Genomic DNA, 15,027 nt, shown 5'->3' with positions numbered 1-15,027 from the left:
CACGGCCCGGGCCGCTGTTCCGCTTGCCGGCGAGAGCGAGGCGCACGTGGTGCAGATGCGAGCAGCCCGGATGTACGAATACCAGGAACCCCTTCGCATCGAAGAGGTGCCCGTGCCCCAGCCCGGGCCGGACCAGATTCTCCTGAAGGTCGCTGCCACGGGAATGTGCCGAAGCGACTACCAGCTCCTCGACGGCTATTTCAAGGGTCCGTTCCCCGTCGCGCTTCCCTATATTCCCGGCCATGAGGTCACGGGCCGGGTGGCCGGACTGGGCAGCGGCGTACCGAAGGAAGTGGGCTACTCGGAGGGCGACATGGTGGTCGTCAATCCCAGCTGGGGAGACGGCACCTGCCGGCAGTGCCGCGAAGGCAACGAGCAGTTGTGCAGCGGTAACGGTCGGTGGGTGGGCTTCGGCCCGCCCGGGGGCTTCGCCGAGTACATGGCCGTGCAGTACCGCCACGCCATCCCGGTCTCAGAGGACGCCGCGAAGGCGCCTGAGCTCCTGGCCCCCATGACCGACGCGGGCATGACCCCGTACCGGGGGATGAGGAAGCTCCGGGACGCAGGCAAGCTCGGCCCGGGACGCACCGTCGCCGTCACGGGCATCGGCGGGCTGGGCAGCTACGCGGTCCAGTACGCGAAACTGCTCGGAGGCGGCGCGACCGTGGTGGCACTCGCGCGCACGGACAGCAAGCTGGACGTGGCGAAGGAGAACGGCGCGGACCACGGGATCAACGTCAGGGACAAGTCCACCGACGCCATCCAGGACGAACTGGAGCGGCTGACCGGCCGGAGGGCGATCGACGCCATTCTGGACTGCGTCGGCAGCGACGCGTCCGTGTCCATGGGGTTCGGGCTGCTGGGCCCCGAAGGCGCGCTGGCGGCCGTAGGCCTCATGAGCCATCGCGTCGAGCACCGTCAGTTCCCCTTCGTCGGCATGGAGTTGTCCTACCTGGGTTCCTTCTGGGGCAACCACATGGACCTCGTCGAGGTGCTCTCCCTCGCCGAAGCCGGCCTCGTCAGACACAACGTCACCAAAGTGAGGCTCGAAGACATCAACGAGAACCTGGAGGCCCTGGGCCGCGGCGACGTCGTCGGACGCCTGGTCATCGTCTTCGAATGAAGCCCGCAGAGCGCGGCGTGGACGGTCTCCGGCGCGGGGGTGCGGCCTCTCCGCGCGGAGGACCGGCCACACCCCTCACACCGGGCGTCCGGCGGGCCCGGGCGCGCCTTCTGTCGGCCAGGAGACACGTCTTCAGGCGGCGGTGCTGTCCGTACTCGTCCACAACACGTTGTGCGACGACGTGCGGTGCTCGTGCCGCTACGCGGCGACGGCCGAGGAGCTTCCGCGGGCGTTCGCCGTGTGACCGGCAGCCCCACGCAGGCCAGCGCCGCTACCCGGTGTGAGGGGCGCTGTCCTGAACTCGCCCTTGCACTGCGGGACAGAGGCGGACGCGGAGGCCGGGGCGGCGACGCCGGTTCCGGCGAGGCTGCCGAGGAGGACGGAGCTGATCAGAGCGAGTGTCGTGGTCCTTCGTATCGCGGTCCGGATGATCACGCGGGAATCCCCCCGTCGCACGAGTCGTCCGTGTTGACGCCATGGAGCGTATGAGGGGGCACGACGGTGTGGAATTGTCTCTTCGGGCAGCGCCCCGAAGGGCACTGTCCTTGAGGGCCGTTGCGAACCGGCGCCACTGCACAGGAGTTGAGCCGGCACCCGTTCGTCCCTCCCCGGCTCAGGCGAAGTGCCGGATGCGTCGGCCGTCGTGGGCGCGTAAGGCAGCCAGTCTGTCGGCGATCCGGTCGCGACGAACGCGGCGACCGCGCTCGCGAAGCTGTGCCCCGGGGCGCGCTGGGCATCTCCGGGCCTGCCCAGCATCGGGCTGTCGGGGTAGGCGTCGAACGTGTTGAAGGGGAAGGGAAGTTCGCCGCAGTGGGTGGCGCCCAGGGCGTGTTCGTCCTCGGCCGGCCGGTGGTCGAACCGGTAGACGTACGTCGCGTTGCCGCCGGCCGCGTGGTGGTCGGCCATCTCCAGCGCGCCGTCGCGGAACAGTTCGTCGGTCACCACCACGATGTCGCCCAGCGCGGCCAGCCGGCCGCCGTCGTACCAGTCCCATCCGCCGGAGCCGCTGGTGAAGCCTCCCCCGTGCCACCAGACCAGGACCGGGCGGGGCGCCCCGTCCTCGAATGCCCTCGCCGGAGCGAAGACGTTGACGGTCAGGCTGCCGTCCTCGTTCCAGTCCGGGACGCGCCGCCCCATCACCTGCTCCAGCCGGGAGGCCGCCTGCGTGACCGCCGGCCCGGACCGCACCGCCTCCCGCACGCCCAGCCATCCCGGGTGCGGCTGCGGCGGCGCGAAACGCAGCTCGCCGACCGGCGAAGCGGCGTAGGGGATACCCCGGAAGGAGACCGCCTCGCCCTCCGCGACGCCCCTGACCCTGCCACGGTCCGTGTCCACGATCCGGCCCTCGACACACGTCATCGTGCCCACCTCTCTCGTCTCGACTTCTCGTCTCGCTTGCGTTGCGTCCGGCTCTAGTCCGGGCGGTGCGGTCCGAGCCAGAAAGGATGACCTGAAGCGTGAATAAAGGACATAGATCTTGTGATGTGGAGAAAGTGCGCCATCGACTGACTGAAACGGACAGCCGGATCGCCGCCGCGATGCTGGCCGCCCCGCGCGCCTCGTGGCGTACGGTCGGTCGCGTGCTGGGCGTCTCGGAGCGCACCGTGGTGCGTCGCGCGGCACCGCTGTTCCACGACGGAACGCTGCGCGCCACCGCCGTACGCAACCCCGTGCACTTCCCCGATCTGATCCCGCTGGCCCTGCGCATCCGGTGCCGGCCCAACCGGATCAGCGCCGTCGCCGCCACCCTGGCCCGCCGCCCCGACGCGCTCTGGGTGGACGTGCTCGGCGGCGGGGACGAGATCTGCACCATCCTGTTCCTGGACGGGCCGGACGCACGCAACACGCTGCTGCTGCGCGACCTTCCCGCCACCCCCGCGGTCCGGTCGTGGACCTCTCATGTGCTCCTACGGGTCTTCCCGGCCGCCTTCGACTGGAGCGGAGGCCTGCTGTCGGAAGCCGAACTGAGCGGTCTCCGCCCGGATTTGTCCGAGGCGCCCACCCGCCCCGCCCTCCTGCCCCTCGACGACCAGCTGATCACCGCGCTGACCGAGGACGGACGAGCCTCCTACACCGACCTCGCGCGCCGCGCCGACACCACCGCCCTCACCGCCCGCCGCCGGGTGGAGGCGCTGGTGGGCGGCCAGGTCATCAGGCTGGCGACCGAGGTCGATCTCGCCCGGCTGGGCATCCGCGCCGAGGCACTGCTGTGGATCGCCGTCGCACCCGGGGGACTGGAGGAGACGGGCCGGCAGCTCAGCCGCCACCCGCAGGTCCGCTTCACCTCGGCCACCACGGGCCCGGCCAACCTCCTCGTGGCCGTCGCGGCGGCCGACCTCGACGCGCTCTACCACCTCCTGAACGACACCGTCGGCGCCCTCCCGCACATCTCCACCCTCGAGATCGCCCCCACCCTGACCGGGGTGAAAAGGACCGGCCTGGTCCGCCCGGGCAGCCTATGAGCCGACCGCATCCGGTCTGCGGCAACGCCCTCGCCGCCGTACCCCCATACCCCGGCTGCCCACGTCCTGCGCCAACTTGTCTGAACAAGTTTGGTTGCGGTTCTTCCGGTCGACAGGGGCGGCCGATACCCATGTCCCGTTCGTGACGCCAGGTCAGACCGAAGTGCCGGCACCACCCTTACGGCACCCTCATCTACGGGACGAGGTACACACATGCGACAGCGATGGAGAGCCCTCGGCGGGCTGCTCGCCCTCCTCGGCGCACTGCTCGTCGCCGCTCCCGCCCAGGCGGCGGGGAGCAGCGGCAATCTGATCGTCAACGGGGACGCGGAGTCCGGTGGCTACTGCACCGGCGACTGGGGCGCGGCCACGACCGTGCCCGGCTGGACCACCGAGGCCGGTGGCCCGGACGTCATGTGCTCCACCGTCGGGTCCTTCGGGCTGCCGAGCGACGGCAAGGTACCCGGCAAGGCCTTCTTCGGGCCCGGCAACTTCGGCGACGGCGCGATGACGCAGACCGTGGACGTCGCCTCGGCAGCCTCGGCGATCGACGGTGGGGGAGTGAACTACAACCTCTCCGGCTGGCTCGGCGGCTGGACCGTCTACAGCGGCTATGTCGCGGTCGGTCTGCACTTCCACGACGCGAACGGCCGGCCGCTCGGCGCGACCGCCACGCTGCCGACCGTCTCCGCGAGCGACCGTGGCCTGGCCACCAAGTTCCTCTCGCGCAGCGCCACCGGCGCGGTCCCCGCCGGGACCCGGTCCATCCAGGTCGAGGTGCAGTTCCTGTCGACCTCCAACGAGACCGGCTACCTGGACAACCTCTCGCTCACCCTGAACACCCCGGTCGCGGCGCCAGCCCCGGTCGCTCCGCCCGTGTCGAAGGTGCCCGGCTACGACCACGTCTTCGTGGTCATGATGGAGAACACCGACTACTCCCAGATCATGAACGATCCGGCGGACACGCCCTACATCCACAGCCTGATGGACCAGGGCGCGACGCTGACCGACGCGCACGGCGTCTACCACCCCAGCGACGAGAACTACCTCGCCATCGCGGGCGGCGACACCTACGCCAAGGGCGCCACCTACTGGCCCGACATCAACTCCCCCCAGCGCAACCTGGGCGACACCCTGGAGGCGGCCGGCAAGAGCTGGAAGGCCTATGAGCAGGGCATGGGCACGCCCTGCAACACCAGCACCGCCTACGACCGTTACTACGAGCCCGACGACGCGCCGTTCATCAACTACACCGACATCAGCGGCAACGCGTCCCGCTGCGCCGCGCACCTGTTCGACACCTCGCAGCTGACCACCGACCTGAAGTCGGCCGCGACCACCCCGAACTTCTCCTGGATCGCCGCTGACGACTACTACGACGGCGAGGCCTCCGGCAACGGCAGCGCCACCAGCCTGAAGACGCAGGACGGCTGGCTGAAGCAGACCCTCGCCCCGGTGCTGGCCTCTCCCGCCTGGACCCAGCAGCGCTCGCTGCTCCTGCTGACCTGGGACGAGAGCAACAGCGAGGCGTACAACCACCTGGCCACCGTGGCCGTCGGCTCGCAGGGCACCGTCCCGGCCGGGACCAGCAGCCCGGAACACTACGACCACTACGGCATCGGCCGTACCGTCGAGGCGGCCCTCGGCCTGCCCGGCCTGACCGCCAATGACACCTACGCGACACCGCTGAACACCGCCTTCGCACCGTCCACCGCCACGCGACCGACGCTCACGGGCACCCTGAACGCGGTCGCGAGCGGTGGCAACGTCACCTTCCGGTACGCGGTGCCGTCCGCCGCGCAGGTGAGTGCGAAGAACTGGATCGGCATCTACCCGGCGGGGGTGACCCCGGGCCGGCAGTCCTCGCTGACCTGGTCCTACGCCCCCAACGCAAGTGGCGCGCTGACCTTCTCCACGGGCAAGCTCAACGGGGCGGGCACGTACGACGTGTACTACCTCGCCAACGACGGCTACACGGTGCTGGCCGGGCCGTTCTCCCTGTCCGTCGGCTGATCGCCCCGTAGCGGTACGGGCCCGCGCGCCCCCCAGCCGATGTCGCCGCCCGGCGGGACAGCGGCGGCCGGGCGCGCGGGTCCCTACCCGCACCAGGACGAAGAGCCGAGGAACTCACCCTTCACCGGTGCTCCCGCAGTACCGACAGGCGGCGTCTGTACTCGTCCTCGTCGATCTCCCCGCGGGCGAATCGCTCTGCCAGCAGATCCTCGGCCCGTCGATCGGTGCCCCATCCGAACCCACCGGTACCGGACGAGGGCGCGTCGGGCCGCTGACCGGGGCGGGTGCGGTGGGAGTAGTGGACGAGGGCGAGGATCCCAACGATGAGCAGCGCCCAGAAGGCCACCGTGATCACGGCCATGAAGAACCAACCGCCCCAGCCGCCGTACCACATCATGGCGAGCACCTTCCTCCGGCAGAACGACCGCTGATCTCCCCTTCCTCCAGGATGGAACGCGGCGAGGCCGGTGGGGAGGGGGGAGCCTGGTCTTTCGCGGGGTGCCGAACGGCACCGGGCCGCTGTCGTACAGGCACGGCGGGCCGCGCAGAGGTCATCCCCCGTGCTCGGCGCACAAGCACCCCACGCCCCGCTCGATCCACTCCCGGCCGGCCCACTCCGGATGCCGCTCGATCAGCAGCGCCCGCAGCTCGGCCACGAGCGCGTCCTCGCCCATCGCGGAGTCGCGCCGCCGCCAGGTCTCGTCGCGCAGTTCGCGCAGATAGTCACGGACGTCGGCGAGCACCTGCGGCCCGCCGAGGTCGCCATGGCCGGGCACGACCACCCGCGGCCCGGCGGCGGCCAGCCGGTCCAGCACCGCCAGCCAGCCCACTCCGGAGACATCCGTGTCGTAGGGCGGGAACCACGGGAAGATCGCGAACTGGCCGGTCTCCGCCAGATCCCCGGTGAACAGCACGCCGGCGTCGGGCACCTCGACCACCTGGTCGCCCCGCGTGTGCCCCTGGCCGGTGGGCCGCAGCCGTACGGTGCGGCCGCCGAGGTCCAGGTCGTACCCGCCGTCGTAGACCTTGTCCGGGGTGGGCACCCGGACGCCGTCGAGGCGGTCGGCGATCGCGCCGCCGAAGCCCCGGAACATCTCCAGATAGCCCGGTCCCTTCGTCTTCAGGTCGTCCGCCTGGGCGTGGTTGACCAGATACGTGGCCCGATCCGCGAACACCTGGGCGCCGAAGGCGTGCTCGGGGTGGAAGTGTGTCGTGGTCAGGTACAACCGGCGGCCCGCGGCCACCTCGGAGGCGAGGGCGAGGACCTGCTCGGCGTTGGCGACGCCGATGCCCGTCTCGACGACGAGTACGGCCTGCGTACCACCGATGATCCCGATGTTGGGCACCAGCTGGACCCGCTGGTTCGGGATCACCAGCAGGTCGGGGGCGATCTCCTGGGCACCGGCGATCCGCACGGCGGGGTCGGGAATCTGTTCGTCCGTCATGCCACGATTCCAACGGCTCGGTGCGTCGGCCGTCCAAGACCGGCTGGGTGGCGTCGATACCGTACGGGTATCGTCGCCGGTCATGGAGCTACGCACGCTGCGCTATTTCGTGGCCGTCGCAGAGGAACTCCACTTCGGCCGGGCCGCCGCCCGGCTGCACATGAGCCAGCCTCCGCTGAGCCGGGCGATCAAGCAGCTGGAGACCGGCCTCGGCGCCACGCTGCTGCACCGCTCCGCCGCGGGCGTCACCCTCACCCCCGCCGGGGCGGCACTGCTGAGCGAGGCGCGCGCCCTGCTCGACCAGGCCGACCGGATACGCGTGCGCGTGGCCGCGGCGGCCGGCGCCCCGACCCTCACCGTCGGCCTCCTGGGCGACAGCACCGATCCGGGCGCCGCCCGGCTGGCCGCCGCGTACCGCCGGCAGCACCCGGGCGTGGAGGTCAGGATCCGTGAGACCGATCTGACCGATCCGACCTGTGGGCTGCGCGCCGGACTGGTCGACATCGCCCTGACCCGCGCACCGTTCGACGAGACCGGTCTGACGGTGCACGAGCTGCGCGCCGACCCGGTGGGCGCGGTGCTCCGCGCCGACGACCCGCTGGCCCGCCGCGACCACCTTCGGCTGGCGGACCTGGCCGGGCGGCGCTGGTTCCAGTTCCCGGACGGCACCGACCCGCTCTGGCGGTCGTACTGGAACGGCGGCGAGCCGCGCGAGGGTCCGGTGGTGCGCGCCGTCCAGGAGTGCCTACAGGCCGTGCTCTGGAACGGCACGGTCGGCATGACCCCGCTCGGACACGACCTGCCCGGGGAACTGGCCGTGGTACCGCTGACCGACATGGCGCCGAGCCGGGTGGTGGTCGCGGCGAAGGAGGGCGACACGAACCCCCTGATCCGTTCGTTCGTCCGGATCGCGACCGCCGCCTACCGTGACTGAGCCCGGATCGCGACCGCCGCCTACCGTGACTGAGCCCGGGTCGCGGCGGCCGTGTGCGCGACCGAACCCGGTGCCGGGCATCCCACCGGGCGAACGGCCTCCCGTGGCTTTGCCTTCTCTTTACAACGCGGTTCCCGGCTGCCTCGTCTCTCCGCTCGATCCGTACGCCAGCCCGCCGGGAACGGCCGGGCCGACGAAAGAGAGCGATTCAATGCGCCGAACCGTCTTCTACGGCATGGCACTCGCCTGCACCGCCGTGCTGGCGGGCACCGTGCCCGCGTCCGCCCACGGGGCGAAGCCCAGCCCGGTCCCCACGGTCCGTCCCACCGCCACCGTCGCCCCGACGCGCAGCGCCACGCCCACCCCCGCGCCGACCCGGGGCTCCGCGACTCCGAGTGCCGTGCCGACCACCGAGGTCTCCGCGGTCCCGAGCGCCGCGCCCGTCCGGGGGTCGTCCCGGGGCCAGGTCTCCGTCGTGCCGAAGGGCGCGCCCGACACCGGAGTGACGGCCTCGTCCTCGGACTCCGGGACCGAGGGCGGGCTCATCGGCGGGGGTGCCGCCGCGGTGCTGGCCGCGGGTGGCGCGGCGGTCTTCGTCGTACGTCGCCGGCGGGCGACCGGGGCATGAGCCCCTTCTCCAGGCGCGCCCTCGCCGCCGGGATGCTGGCCGCCCTGCTCGTGGGCTGCGGCGGCCCCGCAGCCCACCGGACCGCGGACCCCGGCTCCGGCAGCGCACCGCCCCCTTCGCCGGCCTCCGTCAAGACGGCGCAGACCCTGGCGCGTTCGGTGCCGGTACGGCTGCGGATCCCGGCCATCGGGGTCGACACCCCGGTCATCCGGCTGGGGCTGGCGCCGGACGGCACGGTGCAGGTGCCACCGGTCACGGCACACGACCGTGCGGGCTGGTACCAGCACTCGCCGATGCCGGGCCAGGTCGGCCCGTCGGTCATCCTCGGCCATGTCACGGTCGGCGCCTATGGGGACGGGGTCTTCCGTCATCTCGCGGGGCTGCACCGGGGCGACCGGATCGAGACGCGTCTGGAGAACGGCAAGACGGCGGTGTTCACCGTCGGCGCGGTCCGCACGGTCGCCAAGGCGGACTTCCCCGTCGACGACGTCTACGGGAACGTGGACCGCCCGGAGTTGCGGCTCATCACCTGCGGCGGCCCCCGTACCGGCGACGGATACCTCGACAACGTGATCGTCTTCGCCACGCTGAGCAGCTAGTGCTGCGACCGGAAAGGTTCACCGGCTCGCGACGCCCGGCACGGCACCTCGCCGCGTTGTCGCATCGCCCGAGTACATCCAGTACTCGGGCGATGCTCCGCCTTTGCGATGCTCCCCCACTGCCTGAAAGGCGTGGGGGCACCCCCAGCACCGGACGCCGCGAGCTGTCCGGCAAACCTTCCCGGCCACAGCACTGGCCGAAGCTCCCGCCCCTGACCCGAGGTCATGGATCCCGGACCGGCGGAACGTACGCCGTCGGCCCGGAGTCCTTTCCCCTGAGTGCCCTGACGACCCTGGAGAGCGTTGAAACGGTTCCGTGAGAGGGCGGCGTCCGAGCTGTTCGCCGCCCTCTACCCGCGTCTTGCCGGCTGGTGCCGCCGTCTCGTCGACGACGACGAGACGGCGCACGAGATCGCCTCGGAGGCGTTCACCCGGCTCTGGGCCCGCTGGACGTCCGTGGAGGAGCCCCGCGGCTTCCTCTACGTCACCGCGGCCAACCTCGTCCGGGACCACTGGCGCAAGCTGGAGCGCGAGCGCAGAGCCGTGCGCCGGGTCACCTCGGAGGTCGCCGTGCGCCCCCACCCCGAGCAGGCTGATCCGTCGGTCCGTCTGCTCGTGCAGTCGCTGCCGGAACGACTGCGTGTCCCCATCCTGCTGCACTACTACGCTGACATGCCGATCCGGGAGGTGTCCGTGCTGACCGGGCGCAAGGAAGGAACCGTCAAGGCCGATCTCCACGCGGCCCGAGAACTGCTCCGCGTCCATCTGAGGAGAAGCCTTGACCACACGCTTTGACGACGGATCCGACGGCCCGGAGTTCGGACCCGACGACCCCCTCGCGGTGATCCTCCGGCCCGCCTCCGAGCGTCTCGGCCCGCCCCCCGGCCGCTACGAGGCGATCCGCCGGGCCGCGGCCCGCCGCCGGGTGCTGCGCGCCGCGGCCGGAGCCGGAGTGACCTGCGCCGTCGCCGTCCTCATCGGGCTCGGCGTCCAGTTGACGACACCTCAGTCACCGGCGTCCCCCGTGGTCCCGCTCGCGCCGCCGCCCGCCCACGGCCGTACGCTGCCGCCCACCCCGTCGGCGTCCCCCTCGCAGGCGAGGCCGCCCGGGTCCGCGACTTCCGAGCCCACCAGGACGCGCCGGTCCGACGCGTCCGTCACCCCGAGCAGGGTGGCGGTCCCCACCCGCAGGCCGTCGGCGACACCGACGCCGGTGCGGGTCGAGCCGTCGGCGAGCGCGACCTCCCTCGCCCCCGAACCCGGGCGCGGCACCCGGCGATAGCCCGGCTCCGGCCTCCCCGTGCCGCCCTGGGCGGCTGACCGCCACCCCACTTTTGAACGTGTTCAACTCACGAGTACGCTCCTGCCATGAGCGACAGAGCCGCCCTAGTGAAGGGCATTCGCGCCTGGCTGGTCTTCTTCGTCGTCTGCCTCGTGCTCAGCGGGGCCACGGCCTTCCCCCTGGTGCACGAACTGCACTGGACCGAGGACCTGCTGAGGTCCCTGTCGGTGCCACGGCATCTTCCCGGCCTCATGGACTGGATCGAGCGGGCACGGCAGGGGATCGACGCCACCGACTCCCGCTACCCCTTCGTGCTGTACGGCACGGACTGGCTGGCGTTCGCCCACCTCGTGATCGCGGTCGCCTTCTACGGGCCGTACCGCGATCCGGTCCGCAACATCTGGGTCGTCGAGTTCGGGATGATCGCCTGTGCCGGCATCGTCCCGCTCGCCCTGATCTGCGGACCGATCCGCGGGATCCCTGTCTGGTGGTCCGTGATCGACATGTCGTTCGGGGTCTTCGGCGTGCTCCCGCTCTACGTGGTGCGCAGGAAGATCAAGCGGCTGGAGGGGCTGACGGCACCGGCCCCGGTGACCCCTCGCGCCGTGGCCGCCGGGGAGTGAACAACGTGGGGCGCGGTGAACTGCCCAGGCCCCCAAGGGCCTCAGCGGCCGCGCACCGCGTGCAGGGCGTCGAGGCGGTTGGTCGTGATCGAGTCCACGCCCAGACCGAGAAGGCGCCGCATCGAGCGGCGGGTGTCGGGGGTCCACACGGACAGCAGATGCCCGCCCCGGTGCACCCGGTCCGCCAGCTCCGGGCTCACCAGGGGGAAGCGGTAGTTGAGCCAGCGCGGACGCACCGCGTCCAGCACGGCGGGCCGCGGCGGGGCGAGGGTCGTCCAGGTAAGGGCGATCTCCGCCGCGGCGTCGGCGGCCCGGACCGCCAGCATGGTCTGCGCCCCCGCGCAGTAGTACACCCGGTCCTGGGCGCCGCACTCCCGGACCACGTCCACGATCCGGCGCACGGCCCGGGCCGAGGGCCCGCCGGGCAGGTCGATCATCACCCGGCTTCCCTCGGTGGCGGCCAGCGCCTCCGCCAGCGTCGGCACCCCGCCCGCCGTGAGCCCCTGCACCTCGGCGCAGGAGAGCGCGGTGAGCTGCCGGTCCCGCTCCCACAGCCGCTTCAGCGTCGCGTCGTGCAGCAGGACGGGAACGCCGTCCCGGGTGAGCCGGACATCGATCTCGACCGCGTCCGCGCCCCGTCGGAGCGCGGAACGCAGCGAGCCGATCGTGTTCTCGCGGTGGCGGTAGGGGTCGCCGCGATGGGCCACGGCAGTCACGGTGCGCATGAGCTCATTGTGGCGGTGGGGTCAGGGTGCGAGCCAGGCCGAGGTGTAGGTGTCGATCTCGGCCGCCAGCTTCTTCTTGCCGGTGTCGTCGAGGAAGGACGCCTCCACCGCGTTCTTGGCCAGCCCGGCGAGTCCCCGCTCGTCGAGGGCCAGCAGCCGTGCGGCGACCGCGTACTCGTTGTTGAGGTCCGTGCCGAACATCGGCGGGTCGTCCGAGTTGATCGTCACGAGGACACCGGTCTGCACGAACTCCCTCAGGGGGTGCTCGTCGAGGGTGCGGACGGCGCGTGTGGCGATGTTGGAGGTCGGGCAGACCTCCAGCGCGATGCGGTGCTCGGCGAGGTGCGCGAGCAGCTTGGGGTCCTGGGCGGAGCTGGTGCCGTGCCCGATGCGCTCGGCGCGCAGCTCGACCAGGGCGTCCCAGACCGTCTGCGGGCCGGTGGTCTCGCCCGCGTGCGGCACGGACCTCAGACCGGCCGCGATGGCCTGGTCGAAGTACGGCTTGAACTGCGGCCGGGGGACACCGATCTCGGGTCCGCCGAGCCCGAACGAGATGAGTCCCTCGGGACGCAGCCGGTCGTCGGTGGCGAGCCGGGTCGTCTCCTCCGCGGACTCCAGACCCGCCTCGCCCGGGATGTCGAAGCACCAGCGCAGCACGGTCCCGAACTCGGCCTCGGCCGCCTTGCGGGCGTCCTCGATCGCGTCCATGAACGCGCGCTCGTCGATACCGCGCCGGGTGGAGGAGAAGGGGGTGATGGTCAGCTCGGCGTAGCGGACCTGCTGCCGGGCCATGTCACGGGCGATCTCGTACGTCAGCAGACGCACGTCCTCGGGGGTCCGGATGAGGTCGACGACGGACAGGTACACCTCGATGAAGTGGGCGAAGTCCGTGAAGGTGAAGTAGTCGGCCAGGGCCTCGGGGTCGGTGGGCACCTTGGAGTCGGGGTGGCGCGCGGCCAGCTCCGCGACGATACGGGGGGAGGCGGAGCCGACGTGGTGCACGTGCAGTTCGGCCTTGGGCAGTCCGGCGATGAAGGCGTGCAGGTCGCGCACGGCACCGGTGTCGCGGTGGTCGGTCAAGGTTCCTCCCCGGAACGGCGCCCCGGCGCCTGGTGAGGGCGGGACGCGGGTGATCGGCTGATCGATGACTCGGGGACGATCCTAGGCATACGGTCCGGCACCTGGGACAGGGGCCGCCCGGTCGCGGCCGGGCGGGGGGCGGCCTCAGCGGCGGCGGGGGCCGGGCCTTAGCATGACGGTCCTAAGGATGAGGGGGCTGGTCGTGGCCGAGGACATACGTGGGGGACAGGACGCCGCAGGGGGTGCGGACGATCCGTGGGCACCGCCGGAGCGGAAGGTGTCGATGGACAAGCCTCCCGCCGCGCCGCCGCTGCCCGGTGAGCCCCCGGTGGGCGGGACCCTGCCCTCCTTCCACGACCACCGGACGATGGGCGGGGCGATGCCGCCGACGCCCGGCTTCGCACCGCTCGGCTCCGGCATGCCGGGCGGCGGACCCGGACCGGCGGGCGCCGCCCCGGGTCCGGTCGACGGGGGCTTCCCGGTGCCACCGCCGCCGATCGCGCCCGCGGACCCCGGCGCGTCCGCGTACGCCACCCCGGCCGGCTACGGCTACCCCGCGCCCCCTGGCTACGCCGGCTACGGCTGGCCCGGGATGCCCGCGCCGCCGCGCAACGGGCTCGGGGTCGCCGCCATGGTGCTGGGCATCCTCGCGGTGTGCCTGTTCTGCATGTACGGCGTGGTCTCCTTGATCCTCGGCATCCTCGCGGTGATCTTCGGGATCAAGGGCCGCAAGCGGGTGGAGGCCGGGGAGGCCGACAACCGCGGTCAGGCCCTCGCGGGCTTCATCCTCGGCATCGTCGGGATCGTCCTCGGGGTGGCCGTGATCGTGCTGATGGTCATCGGGATCACGATGGCGATCAACCATGCCCCGTCCTCCGACGACCCCTACGTCGGGAACGCCCTCAGCGTCTCGGCGCCCGCGCTGTTCCACGACTGACCCGGCCGGTCCCGGCTCCCCTCCGCCGCCGGGGATCAGCGCGGCTACCAGGGCCATTACGATGCGTCGAGCATCGACGGAGGGGAGAAGGTCATGTCGAATGCCAGTCAGGGGGGCGGCGGATTCGGACCGCCGCAGCCGGTGCCCGGCCACGGGTACCCGCAGTCCGGACCGTCCTACCCGGCCGCGCCTCCGGTCGCGCCCGGCTACGCCACGCCCGCCCAGCCGAACAACAGCATGGGCACCACGGGGCTGGTCCTGGGCATCATCGGCCTGGTCTGCAGCCTGACCTTCTTCCTGTGGTTCTTCGGGGTCGTCCTCGGCATCCTCGCCATCGTCTTCGGCGCGGTCGGCCGGGGGAAGGCCAAGCGCGGCGAGGCCACCAACAAGGGCGCGGCGACCGCCGGGCTGGTCTGCGGAATCGTGGCGACCGTGGTGCTGCCGCTGCTGGGCCTGGTGGCCTTCGCGACCTTCGTGGGCTCGGCCAACACGTTCTGAACGGCACCTGAGGCGTCGAAGGGGCCGTCCCGGCGGGGCGGCCCCTTTCTCATACCGTTCGTGCCCGCAGCCGCTCCCGCGCCTCCATCAGCGCGAACCCCAGCAGATTCGGTCCCCGCCAGCGCTCCGGATCCGCCGCGGCCTCGTCGCCGGCGGCGAGCCCGATGCCCCACACCCGGTCCACGGGGCTCGCCTCGACCAGCACCCGGTCGCCCGTGCCCAGCAGAAAGGCCCGCAGTTCCTCGTGCGCCGCGAACTTGTGGACGTTGCCCTCGACCACGATCGCGAACCGCTCCCGTGCCCATATCGTCTCGTCGAAGCCGCGCACCAGCCGGCCCGCCCGCTTGGCGAGCGCCGGGTTCGGCGCGTCGAGGGCCATGCGCTCCGCGTCCGCGTCGTTGAAGAGGCGCGCCTTCGACGCCATCATCCAGTGCTCGGCCGTCGCGTACTCCACACCGTCCACGGTGAACGGCGACGGCCACCACTGACTCAGGCAGCTCGTCCCGATCCGTCCGTCCGCGCGCGCCTGGTGGCCCCAGAAATGCAGATACCTGATCCTCGCTCCCGCGTGGACGGCCCTGACCAGGGATTCCCGAGAATCGATCTTCTCCATGCCATCGGAGTCTGGCAGGCACCACTGACACTCCGTCCTTCCTTTTTCTCCGGCACTCGACACCT

The 15,027-nt window shown here is 71.8% G+C and carries 17 protein-coding genes; 11 read left to right on the top strand and 6 right to left on the bottom strand.

Translation table 11 applies throughout. From position 1 onward, the window contains the following. Positions 1–55: 55 nt before the first annotated feature. Positions 56–1,123, top strand: coding sequence for an NAD(P)-dependent alcohol dehydrogenase (locus ACFYX0_RS34120; RefSeq protein WP_388976302.1), 1,068 nt, complete (start codon positions 56–58; stop codon positions 1,121–1,123). 198 nt (positions 1,124–1,321) lie between these two features. On the opposite strand, the gene ACFYX0_RS34115 is transcribed toward ACFYX0_RS34120, so the two are convergent. Then, entirely contained in the window at positions 1,322–2,482 is a 1,161-nt protein-coding gene (locus ACFYX0_RS34115) for a carboxylesterase family protein (protein WP_388976245.1), read from the bottom strand. Between the two features lie 134 nt (positions 2,483–2,616). Between ACFYX0_RS34115 and ACFYX0_RS34110 the strand changes: the two genes are divergently transcribed. Both ACFYX0_RS34110 and ACFYX0_RS34105 read left to right on the top strand, forming a co-directional pair. After that, positions 2,617–3,585 (top strand): AsnC family transcriptional regulator, encoded by a 969-nt coding sequence (locus ACFYX0_RS34110; protein ID WP_388976242.1) that lies wholly within the window; start codon positions 2,617–2,619, stop codon positions 3,583–3,585. A 213-nt stretch (positions 3,586–3,798) separates the two neighbouring features. Next, positions 3,799–5,598, top strand: coding sequence for an alkaline phosphatase family protein (locus ACFYX0_RS34105; RefSeq protein WP_388976240.1), 1,800 nt, complete (start codon positions 3,799–3,801; stop codon positions 5,596–5,598). A 121-nt stretch (positions 5,599–5,719) separates the two neighbouring features. Here the strand turns inward: ACFYX0_RS34105 and ACFYX0_RS34100 are convergent, their stop codons facing one another. Both ACFYX0_RS34100 and ACFYX0_RS34095 read right to left on the bottom strand, forming a co-directional pair. After that, positions 5,720–5,995: an SHOCT domain-containing protein gene (locus ACFYX0_RS34100; protein ID WP_355905096.1), complete on the bottom strand. Its 276-nt coding sequence runs from the start codon at positions 5,993–5,995 to the stop codon at positions 5,720–5,722. A gap of 154 nt (positions 5,996–6,149) precedes the next feature. Next, on the bottom strand, positions 6,150–7,043 hold the full coding sequence (locus tag ACFYX0_RS34095; RefSeq protein WP_388976237.1) for an MBL fold metallo-hydrolase: 894 nt from the start codon (positions 7,041–7,043) through the stop codon (positions 6,150–6,152). An 82-nt stretch (positions 7,044–7,125) separates the two neighbouring features. Here ACFYX0_RS34095 and ACFYX0_RS34090 point away from each other — a divergent pair, with 82 nt between their 5' ends. From ACFYX0_RS34090 to ACFYX0_RS34065, 6 genes are all read left to right on the top strand, one after another. Then, positions 7,126–7,977, top strand: coding sequence for a LysR family transcriptional regulator (locus ACFYX0_RS34090; protein WP_388976234.1), 852 nt, complete (start codon positions 7,126–7,128; stop codon positions 7,975–7,977). Between the two features lie 211 nt (positions 7,978–8,188). Continuing rightward, positions 8,189–8,605: a sortase-dependent protein gene (locus ACFYX0_RS34085; RefSeq protein ID WP_388976231.1), complete on the top strand. Its 417-nt coding sequence runs from the start codon at positions 8,189–8,191 to the stop codon at positions 8,603–8,605. Then, a complete protein-coding gene (locus ACFYX0_RS34080) occupies positions 8,602–9,204 on the top strand; it encodes a class F sortase (RefSeq protein WP_388976228.1) in 603 nt (200 codons plus the stop codon). Before ACFYX0_RS34085 ends, ACFYX0_RS34080 begins: the two co-directional genes overlap by 4 nt. Before the next feature lie 303 nt (positions 9,205–9,507). After that, positions 9,508–9,999, top strand: a complete 492-nt coding sequence (locus tag ACFYX0_RS34075; protein ID WP_388976226.1) for an RNA polymerase sigma factor — start codon at positions 9,508–9,510, stop codon at positions 9,997–9,999. Then, positions 9,983–10,486, top strand: coding sequence for a hypothetical protein (locus tag ACFYX0_RS34070; RefSeq protein WP_388976223.1), 504 nt, complete (start codon positions 9,983–9,985; stop codon positions 10,484–10,486). Before ACFYX0_RS34075 ends, ACFYX0_RS34070 begins: the two co-directional genes overlap by 17 nt. A gap of 86 nt (positions 10,487–10,572) precedes the next feature. Continuing rightward, positions 10,573–11,109, top strand: a complete 537-nt coding sequence (locus ACFYX0_RS34065; RefSeq protein WP_388976221.1) for a hypothetical protein — start codon at positions 10,573–10,575, stop codon at positions 11,107–11,109. A 41-nt stretch (positions 11,110–11,150) separates the two neighbouring features. Here ACFYX0_RS34065 and ACFYX0_RS34060 read toward each other — a convergent pair whose 3' ends face one another. Both ACFYX0_RS34060 and ACFYX0_RS34055 read right to left on the bottom strand, forming a co-directional pair. Then, positions 11,151–11,834, bottom strand: a complete 684-nt coding sequence (locus tag ACFYX0_RS34060) for a glycerophosphodiester phosphodiesterase (protein ID WP_388976218.1) — start codon at positions 11,832–11,834, stop codon at positions 11,151–11,153. 21 nt (positions 11,835–11,855) lie between these two features. After that, positions 11,856–12,968 (bottom strand): adenosine deaminase, encoded by a 1,113-nt coding sequence (locus tag ACFYX0_RS34055; protein ID WP_388976299.1) that lies wholly within the window; start codon positions 12,966–12,968, stop codon positions 11,856–11,858. Positions 12,969–13,116: 148 nt separating this feature from the next. Between ACFYX0_RS34055 and ACFYX0_RS34050 the strand changes: the two genes are divergently transcribed. Together ACFYX0_RS34050 and ACFYX0_RS34045 are read left to right on the top strand one after the other, a co-directional pair. Then, positions 13,117–13,851, top strand: a complete 735-nt coding sequence (locus ACFYX0_RS34050; RefSeq protein ID WP_388976296.1) for a DUF4190 domain-containing protein — start codon at positions 13,117–13,119, stop codon at positions 13,849–13,851. 93 nt (positions 13,852–13,944) lie between these two features. Continuing rightward, a complete protein-coding gene (locus tag ACFYX0_RS34045) occupies positions 13,945–14,349 on the top strand; it encodes a DUF4190 domain-containing protein (RefSeq protein WP_388976216.1) in 405 nt (134 codons plus the stop codon). Between the two features lie 49 nt (positions 14,350–14,398). Here the strand turns inward: ACFYX0_RS34045 and ACFYX0_RS34040 are convergent, their stop codons facing one another. After that, entirely contained in the window at positions 14,399–14,962 is a 564-nt protein-coding gene (locus ACFYX0_RS34040) for an NADAR family protein (RefSeq protein WP_388976213.1), read from the bottom strand. Positions 14,963–15,027: the final 65 nt, after the last annotated feature.

It is taken from the genome of Streptomyces sp. NPDC002573 (assembly GCF_042889625.1).
Taxonomy (GTDB): Bacteria; Actinomycetota; Actinomycetes; order Streptomycetales; family Streptomycetaceae; genus Streptomyces; species Streptomyces gibsoniae.
The sequence above is the reverse complement of the archived record's forward strand: the minus strand, read 5'-3'. Positions and strand labels throughout refer to the sequence as shown.

What these genes read in the sequence shown, in the direction of transcription:
- ACFYX0_RS34120 (WP_388976302.1), top strand. Translation starts at nt 56, where the DNA reads ATGCGAGCAGCCCGGATGTACGAATACCAGGAACCCCTTCGCATCGAA.
- ACFYX0_RS34115 (WP_388976245.1), bottom strand. Translation starts at nt 2,482, where the DNA reads ATGACGTGTGTCGAGGGCCGGATCGTGGACACGGACCGTGGCAGGGTC.
- ACFYX0_RS34105 (WP_388976240.1), top strand. Translation starts at nt 3,799, where the DNA reads ATGCGACAGCGATGGAGAGCCCTCGGCGGGCTGCTCGCCCTCCTCGGC.
- ACFYX0_RS34100 (WP_355905096.1), bottom strand. Translation starts at nt 5,995, where the DNA reads ATGATGTGGTACGGCGGCTGGGGCGGTTGGTTCTTCATGGCCGTGATC.
- ACFYX0_RS34095 (WP_388976237.1), bottom strand. Translation starts at nt 7,043, where the DNA reads ATGACGGACGAACAGATTCCCGACCCCGCCGTGCGGATCGCCGGTGCC.
- ACFYX0_RS34090 (WP_388976234.1), top strand. Translation starts at nt 7,126, where the DNA reads ATGGAGCTACGCACGCTGCGCTATTTCGTGGCCGTCGCAGAGGAACTC.
- ACFYX0_RS34085 (WP_388976231.1), top strand. Translation starts at nt 8,189, where the DNA reads ATGCGCCGAACCGTCTTCTACGGCATGGCACTCGCCTGCACCGCCGTG.
- ACFYX0_RS34080 (WP_388976228.1), top strand. Translation starts at nt 8,602, where the DNA reads ATGAGCCCCTTCTCCAGGCGCGCCCTCGCCGCCGGGATGCTGGCCGCC.
- ACFYX0_RS34065 (WP_388976221.1), top strand. Translation starts at nt 10,573, where the DNA reads ATGAGCGACAGAGCCGCCCTAGTGAAGGGCATTCGCGCCTGGCTGGTC.
- ACFYX0_RS34060 (WP_388976218.1), bottom strand. Translation starts at nt 11,834, where the DNA reads ATGCGCACCGTGACTGCCGTGGCCCATCGCGGCGACCCCTACCGCCAC.
- ACFYX0_RS34045 (WP_388976216.1), top strand. Translation starts at nt 13,945, where the DNA reads ATGTCGAATGCCAGTCAGGGGGGCGGCGGATTCGGACCGCCGCAGCCG.
- ACFYX0_RS34040 (WP_388976213.1), bottom strand. Translation starts at nt 14,962, where the DNA reads ATGGAGAAGATCGATTCTCGGGAATCCCTGGTCAGGGCCGTCCACGCG.